Here is an 8,891-nt window from a genome sequence, read left to right as displayed (position 1 = left end):
GCACTGACTTCGATCAGACGGGAATGGCCTTGTCCCAGAACGACTTGGATTGCGTCGGTGAAGCGCACCGGCCGACGCAGACCCTCGTACCAGTACGTGGCGTCCATCGTCGTCGTATCCAGTGGCTCACCGGTCACCGTCGAGATCAACGGAACGCGGGAAGCGCGCGGCTGGACGGGGGCGAGGACGTCGAGGAGGCGGTCCCGGATGTCCTCCACCTGCGCGGAGTGCGAGGCGTAGTCCACCGGGACCCTACGCGCCCGCACACCGGCCGCCTCGGCTGCCGCCGCGATCTCGTCCAGGGACTCCGGATCACCCGCGACAACAGTCGCATCCGGTCCGTTGTAGACAGCGATCGACACCCGATCGCCGTTGGGCCCGACCCACTCCGCAGCACGCCCCGGCCCCGTCGCCAGCGACAACATGCCACCACGGCCCGCCAGTTCCTCCCGAACGGCTGCCGACCGCAGCGCCACCACCCGCGCCGCATCCTCCAACGACAGCGCACCCACCACCGCCGCAGCCGCAATCTCACCCTGCGAATGACCAATCACCGCCGCCGGCACCACCCCCAGCGACTCCCACACCGCAGCCAGCGACACCATCACCGCCCACAACACCGGCTGCACCACATCAACACGCTCACGCCAAGAGTCGTCGCCATCCCGCAGTACGTCGGTCAACGACCAGTCCACGAAGGACCCGAGCGCCGCCTCACACTCACCGATCCGCGCCGCGAACACCGGCGAGGACTCCAGCAACCCCCGCCCCATCCCCACCCACTGCGACCCCTGCCCCGGGAACACGAACACCGGAGCACCAACCCCCGACACCACCCCGGAAACAACCTGCGCCGAAGCCTCACCCGAAGCCAACGCCCCAAGCGCAGCGACCAGTTCCGAGGACTCCCGCCCCCACACCACCCCCCGATGCTCCAGAGCCGCCCGCCCTGAAGCCAACTGCCACCCCACGTCCACAGGCGCACCGGACACACCCGCAAGCCGCCCGGCCTGAGCCGCCAACGCCTCCACCGAACGACCCGACACCAACCACGGCACCACCGGCGAACCGGACAACCCGCGCGCGCCCGAGACCACCACCGGCTCCGCCCCGGAGTCGGAAGCCTCCTCCAGAATCACGTGCGCGTTCGTCCCGGAGATGCCGAAGGACGAGACACCCGCCCGCCTCGGGTGACCGTTCGCCACCCACTCCCGCTCCTCGGCCAGGAGCCGGACGGCACCGGCGTCCCAGTCCACATGGGGGCTCGGTTCGCCCACGTGAAGGGTGCGCGGGAGCATGCCCGCGCGCATCGCCATCACCATCTTGATGACACCCGCGACACCTGCCGCGGCCTGCGTGTGCCCGACGTTCGACTTCACCGACCCCAGCCACAACGGCCGTTCGGCATCCCGCCCTTGTCCGTACGTGGCCATCAGGGCGGCCGCCTCGATCGGGTCGCCGAGGGTCGTGCCCGTCCCGTGGGCCTCGACCACGTCCACCTCACTCGCCGCCACACCGGCGTTGGCGAGGGCCGCACGGATGACCCGCTGCTGCGACGGACCGTTCGGCGCCGTCAACCCATTGGACGCGCCGTCCTGATTGACGGCCGACCCCCGCACCACCGCCAGCACGCGATGCCCATGCCGCCGCGCATCCGACAGCCGCTCGACGAGCAGCATGCCGACGCCCTCCGCCGGGCCGAATCCGTCGGCATCGGCGGCGAAGGCACGGCAGCGCCCGTCCGCCGACAGCCCGCGCTGGCGGCTCATCTCGACGAACCCGGCCGGGGAGCAGACGACGGTGACGCCTCCGGCGAGGGCCAGGTCGCACTCGCCGGAGCGCAGCGACTGGGCGGCCATGTGCAGCGCGACCAGCGACGACGAACAGGCCGTGTCGACGGTCACCGCCGGTCCCTCCAGGCCGAGTTGGTAGGCGATGCGGCCGGAGGCCACGCTGAGCATGTTGCCGGTGCCGAGGAAGCCCTCGACGTCGTCGGGGACGGTGTCGAGCCGGGACAGGTACTCCGAGTTGAGTGCGCCGACGAAGACGCCGGTCCGGCTGCCGCGCAGCGAGGCCGGGTCGAGGCCGGCGCGTTCGACGGTCTCCCAGGAGACCTCCAGTGCGAGCCGCTGCTGCGGGTCCATGGCCAGGGCCTCGCGCGGGGAGATACCGAAGAAGCCGGCGTCGAATCCGGCGATGTCGGTCATCAGTCCGGCGCCGCGCACGTAGGTCTTGCCGCGGGCGTCGGGGTCGGCGTCGTACAGGGAGTCCATGTCCCAGCCGCGGTCCTCCGGGAAGGCGCCGACGGCGTCGCGTCCCTCCCCCACGAGGCGCCAGAGGTCTTCGGGCGAACCGACGTCGCCGGGGAAGCGGCAGGCCATGCCGACTACGGCGACGGGCTCGTCCGCCGGACCGCCGTGCGCGACGGCTGTCGTGGGCTCGTCCTCCCGTGCGCCGGACAGTTCTCCGACCACGAGGCGGGCGACGGCGGCCGGGGTGGGGTGGTCGAAGGTGAGCGCGGCCGGGAGGCGCAGGCCGGTGGCGGCGTTGACCCGGTTGCGCAGTTCGACGGCGGTGAGCGAGTCGAAACCCAGTTCCTTGAAGGGTCGTTCGGCCTCGACCGCGCCGGGGTCGGCGTGACCGAGCACCGCGGCGACGTGGGAACGGATCAGGTCCAGCAGGAAGCGCTGCCGCTCGGTGGGTGACAGCCTCGTCAGCTGCCCGGCGAGCGTTCCGGCGCGGTCCGTGTCGCCGGTCTCGGTCACGCGGCGGGCTGTGCCTCGGACAAGGCCCCGCAGCAGCGGCGGTACGGGTCTTCCGGCAACGGCGCCGCGCAGGGCGTTCATGTCGAGTTCGGCGGCGACGAAGTGGGCGCCGTCGCGCGGGGCGGCGGCGTCGAAGAGGGCGGTGCCGCGTTCATCGGTGAGGGGTACGAAGCCGCTGCGCGCGACCCGGTCGATGTCGACTGCGGCGAGGTGCCCGGTCATGGCGCTGGCCTGCCGCCACAGGCCCCAGGCGAGGGAGGTGGCGGGCAGACCGAGGGCGTGACGGTGGTGGGCGAGGGCGTCGAGGAAGGTGTTCGCGGCCGCGTAGTTGGCCTGACCGGGGGCGCCGAGGACGCCGGAGGCGGAGGAGTAGAGGACGAAGAGGGCGAGGTCGGTGTCGCGGGTCAGCTCGTGCAGGTTGACGGCGGCGTCGACCTTGGGCCTCCAGACCGTGCCGAGCCGGTCCGGTGTGAGGGAGGTCAGCACTCCGTCGGCGAGGGCACCGGCCGCGTGGACGACTCCGGTGAGGTCGCGGCCGTCGAGGAGGGCGGCGAGCTGGGCTCGGTCGGCCGCGTCGCATGCAGCCACCTCCACAGAAGCGCCCAACTCCCGGAGATCAGAGCTGATTTCATCGGCGCCCGGCGCGTCCGGTCCCTGCCTGCTGGTGAGCAGCAGTCGGCGTACGCCGTGTTCGGTCACCAGGTGGCGGGCCAGCAGACCGCCCAGGGTTCCGGTTCCGCCGGTGATCAGTACCGTGCCCTCGGGGTCGAGGGGGCGCGGCATCGTCAGGACCACCTTGCCGACGTGCCTGGCCTGACTCATGTGGCGGAACGCCTCGGGACCGCGGCGGACGTCCCATGAGGTGATCGGCATGTGCCGGAGGACGCCTCGCCGGAAGAGGTCCAGTACCTCGGCGAGCATGTCCCCACAGCGGTCGGCTCCGGCCTCCTTGAGGTCGTACGCGCGGTAGTCGACGCCCTCGTGGTCGTTCGCCACCTGCTCAGGGTCCCGTTTGTCGGTCTTGCCCATCTCCAGGAACCGTCCGCCGCGCGGCATCAGGTCGAGGGAGGCGTCGACGTACTCTCGGGCCAGGGAGTTCAGGACCACGTCCACACCGGCGCCGTCGGTCGTCGCCTCGAACTTCTCCCGGAAACCGAGGTCCCTGGAGGACGCGATCTCTACGTCCGACAGGCCCAGGCCACGCAGCGCATCCCACTTGCCCGGACCGGCCGTCGCCAGAACCGTGGCCCCGAGATGCCGGGCGAGCTGGATCGCGGCCATCCCCACACCACCGGCACCCGCGTGCACGAGCACGGTGTCGCCCTCCTGAACGGAGGCGAGGTCGACGAGCCCGTAGTACGCCGTCAGATAGGCCACGGGGACCGAGGCGGCCTGTTCGTACGACCAGCCGTCGGGCACCGGGGCCACCAGCCGGGCGTCCGCCACCGCGAGCGGGCCGAAGCCGCCGTCGACCAGACCCATGACCCGGTCGCCGGGGGTGAACCCGGTTACGTCCGTGCCGGCTTCGAGTACGACACCCGCGCACTCGCTGCCCATGACGGTCTGTCCCGGGACCATCCCGAGGCCGATCAGCACGTCCCGGAAGTTCACCCCGGCGGCCCGGACGCCGATCCGGACCTCCCCGGGCGCCAGGTCCGCCTCAGCCCTCGGGGCCGGCAGCATCCGCAGGCCCTCCAAGGTGCCGGAGGCCGCCGTGTCCAGACGCCAGGCACGCTCCCCGACCGGGGGCACCAGTGCGCCGCCCGTACCGTCGGCCGGCGTCAGCCTGGGGGCCAACACCCGGCCCTCCCGTACGGCCACCTGCGACTCGTCCGCGGCCCGGGCCGAGGCGACGGCGTCGGCGATGTCGTCGGCGGACTGCTCGCCGGGATCGAGGTCGACCAGCAGGAACCGGCCCGGTGCCTCCGTCTGGGCAGTGCGGACGAGCCCCCACAGAGGAGCCGCCGCGAGATCCGTGACGTCACCGGCCTCTCCCGTGGCCACGGAACCTCGGGTGACGACGGCAAGGCGGGAGTCGGTGAGCGTGTCGTCGGCCAGCCACTCCTGAAGGAGGGCGAGCAGCTCGGCCGTCACCGTCTCCGCGTCCCGCGCGAGATCCCCCGAGGACACGGTCGGCGGCGCCCACAGGACGATCCCCGGGCAGGGCACACCCGTCTCCGTCACCGTGCGGAGCCCACGCAGGTCCGGGTACGAGTCAACCGGCAGACCGACGACCTGCAGAGCGGCGGCCAGACCGGGGGTGTCGGCCCCGATGACCGCCCAGGAGACGCCGGCTTCGGGCGCCGCCATGGGCACGGACGTCCAACCGACTGTGTACAGACCGTCGTTGGCGGTCCCCGACGCGGCCATGACCTGCTCGGGGCGGACTGACCGCAGGACCAGTGTGGCCACGGCGACGACGGGAGCCCCGGTCGCGTCGGCGATGAGCAAGCTCAGGGCGTCGTCGCTGGCCGCGTCGGCCCCGGCCGCGTCGTTCCCAGCCGTGTCGGCCCCGGCCGCGCCGTTCCCAGCCCTGTCGGCCCCGGCCGGCGCGATGCGCACCCGTGCCGTCGCCGCTCCGACCGCCGTCAGTTCCACGCCCGACCAGGCGAACGGCAGCCGGAGCAAACCACGGTCCGCGTCCGTGCCGAACCGGCCCAGACCGATCGCCTGAAGCGCCGCGTCGAACAGCGCCGGGTGTATCCCGTAGTGGGCGGCATCCCCCACCAGCGTTCCCGGCAGGGCCAGTTCGGCGTACACCGCGTCTCCGGCCAGCCAGGCCGCGCGCAGCCCCCGGAAGGCGGGGCCGTATCCGTAGCCGGCCGCCTCGGCCTCGGCGTAGCAGGCCGACACGTCCACGGCTTCGGCATCGGGCGGGGGCCACTCGGTGAGGTCGGGCGAGGGCTCAGGGACTTCGGTGGTGGAGGGCGGCGCGAGCAGTCCCTCGGCGTGGCAGGTCCACGGTATGTCCGCTCCGGCGCCGTCGCGTCGGGCGTGGATGGAGAGCGCCCGACCGCCTGCCGCGCCGGGCGCCGCGAGGGCCACTTGGACTTGAACGGCAGCGTCCTCCGGAAGGACCAGGGGTGCCTGGAGGGTGAGTTCGGTGAGGTGCCCGCACCCGACCTCGTCCCCGGCGCGGAGAGCGAGTTCGACGAACGCCGTGCCGGGGAGGAGGACGGTGCCCGCGACGGTGTGGTCGGCCAGCCATGCGTGCGTACGGGTGGAGATCCGGCCGGTCAGGACCAGTCCCCCATCGGCGGCAAGGCTCAGCGAAGCGCCGAGCAGGGGGTGATCGGTGGCGCCGAGGCCCAGTTCGGCGGCGTCACCTGCGGTGCCGGAGGTCTCCAGCCAGTAGCGCTCGCGTTGGAAGGCGTAGGTGGGGAGATCGACGTGGGTGACGGTGCGGCCCGCGAAGACGGACGACCAGTCGATGTCGGCGCCCTGGACCCAGAGTTCTGCCGCGCTCGCGATCAGGCGGGTGTTCTCGTCCTCGTCCCGGCGCAGGGTACCCACGACGGTCACCGGGGACTCCGCCGCCTCTGCGATGGCCTGCACGGCCGTGGTCAGAACCGGGTGAGCACTGACTTCGATCAGACGGGAATGCCCCTGTCCCAGAACGACTTGGATTGCGTCGGTGAAACGCACCGGTCGGCGCAGACCCTCGTACCAGTACGTGGCGTCCATCGTCGTCGTATCCAGTGGCTCACCGGTCACCGTCGAGATCAACGGAACGCGGGAAGCGCGCGGCTGGACGGGGGCGAGGACGTCGAGGAGTCGGTCCCGGATGTCCTCCACCTGCGCCGAGTGCGACGCGTAGTCCACCGGAACCCTGCGCGCCCGCACACCGGCCGCCTCGGCCACCGCCGCAATCTCGTCCAGGGCTTCAGGATCGCCGGCGACCACCGTGGCGTCCGGACCGTTGAACACCGCGACCGACACCCGATCCCCGTACGGCCCGACCCACTCCGCAGCACGCCCCGGACCCGTCGACAGCGACAACATGCCACCAAGGCGCGCCAGTTGCTCCCGAACGGCCGCCGACCGCAGCGCGACAACCCGCGCCGCATCCTCCAGGCTCAGCGCACCCACCACCGCCGCAGCCGCAATCTCACCCTGCGAATGACCGATGACTGCTGCTGGCTCCACCCCGAGGGACTCCCACACCGCAGCCAGCGACACCATCACCGCCCACAACACCGGCTGCACCACATCAACCCGCTCAAGCCAAGAGTCGTCGCCATCCCGCAGTACGTCGGTCAACGACCAGTCCACGAACGGCTCCAGCGCCGCCTCACACTCACCGATCCGCGCCGCGAACACCGGCGAGGACTCCAGCAACCCCCGCCCCATCCCCACCCACTGCGACCCCTGCCCCGGAAACACCAACACCGGAGCACCGGCAGCCGAGGCAACCCCGGAGACCGCCTGCGCCGCTGCGCCACCGGAAGCCAACGCCCGCAACCCAAGCGTCAGTTCCGCGGATTCCCTCCCCCACACCACCGCGCGATGCGCGAATGCCGAACGCCCTGCGCACAGTTGTCGGCCCACGTCCACGGGCGCGCCGGACACATCCGCGAGGCGGCCGACCTGAGCGGCCAACGCCTCAGCCGTACGCCCTGACACCAACCAAGGGACCACCGGCGAACCGGACAAACCACCGGAACCGGTGGGCACCTCGGGTGCCGACCCGGAGTCGGAAGCCTCCTCCAGAATCACGTGCGCGTTGGTCCCGGAGATACCGAAGGACGAGACAGCTGCCCGGCGAGGACGGGAATGCGCGGACCACTCCCGCTCCTCGGTCAGGAGCCGGACGTCGCCCGCGGACCAGTCGACGTGCGGCGTCGGCTCGTCGACGTGCAGGGTGCGCGGGAGGATGCCCGCACGCATCGCCATCACCATCTTGATCACACCCGCGACACCGGCGGCCGCTTGCGTGTGCCCGAGGTTCGACTTCACCGAGCCGAGCCACAGCGGCCGGTCGGCGGACCGGTCCTGGCCGTAGGTCGCGAGCAGCGCGTGTGCTTCGATGGGGTCGCCGAGGGTGGTGCCGGTGCCGTGTGCCTCCACCGCGTCGACCTCGGCGGCCGTGAGGCGGGCGTTCTCCAATGCCGCCTGGATGACGCGTTGTTGTGACGGTCCGTTGGGAGCGGTCAGGCCGTTGGACGCACCGTCCTGGTTGACGGCCGACCCGCGTACGACGGCCAGGATCTGGTGTCCCTTGGCGCGCGCGTCGGAGAGGCGTTCCACCGCGACGACTCCGATGCCCTCCGACCACCCCGTCCCGTCGGCCGCTGCGGCGAAGGGCTTGCAGCGGCCGTCCGCCGACAGCCCGCGCTGTCGGCTGAACTCGACGTAGACACCGGGGCTCGGCATGACGGTGACGCCGCCCGCGAGGGCGAGGTCGCACTCCCCGTTGCGCAGTGACTGCACCGCGAGATGCAGCGCGACCAGCGACGAAGAGCAGGCCGTGTCGACGGTGACCGCCGGTCCCTCAAGACCGAGGGTGTAGGCGAGCCGCCCGGTGAGCACACTGGTGGCGTTGCCGGTCAGGGAGAAGCCGCTGACCTGCTCCGGAACGTGCAGCATGTCGGTGAGATAGCCGAATCCGGACGCTCCGACGAAGACTCCGGTTCGGCTGCCGCGGAGCGAGCCGGGGGCGATCCCGGCGTGTTCGATCGCCTCCCAGCCCGTCTCCAGCAGGAGCCGCTGCTGCGGGTCCATGGCCAGCGCCTCGCGGGGCGAGATCCCGAAGAACTCGGCGTCGAACAGGTCGGCGTCGTGGAGGAAGCCCCCTTCGACGACGTAGCTCTTGCCGTAGGCGTCCGGGTCGGGGTCGTAGAGATCCTTGTCCCAGCCGCGGTTGACCGGGAACGGGGTGATGCCGTCGCCGCCCTCCGCCACCAGTCGCCAGAGGTCCTCCGCCGAACCGACGCCACCGGGGAAACGGCAGGCCAGGCCGACGATCGCGATCGGCTCGCGGCTCTTGGCCTCGGTCCGCTGGAGACGCTGCCGGGTCTCCTGGAGGTCGGCCGTGACCAGCTTGAGGTACTCGCGGAGCTTCGCTTCGTTGCCGGACATCTGCCTTCGTCTCCAGGGGAGGTTCGGGGCGGGCGGGCGGAGGGGACG

The 8,891-nt window shown here is 71.9% G+C and carries 1 protein-coding gene; it reads right to left on the bottom strand.

What is annotated here, in order from left to right; genetic code table 11:
• The coding region (locus AB0E07_RS38580; protein WP_362262783.1) for a beta-ketoacyl synthase N-terminal-like domain-containing protein at positions 1–8,843 on the bottom strand (8,843 nt) is incomplete at its 3' end.
• Between the last annotated feature and the right edge of the window lie 48 nt (positions 8,844–8,891).

Origin of the sequence: Streptomyces sp. NPDC048002, from assembly GCF_040653275.1 — a bacterium.
Lineage (GTDB): Bacteria > Actinomycetota > Actinomycetes > Streptomycetales > Streptomycetaceae > Streptomyces.
Note: the sequence above shows the minus strand (reverse complement) of the source record. Positions and strands in the feature narration are given on the sequence as shown.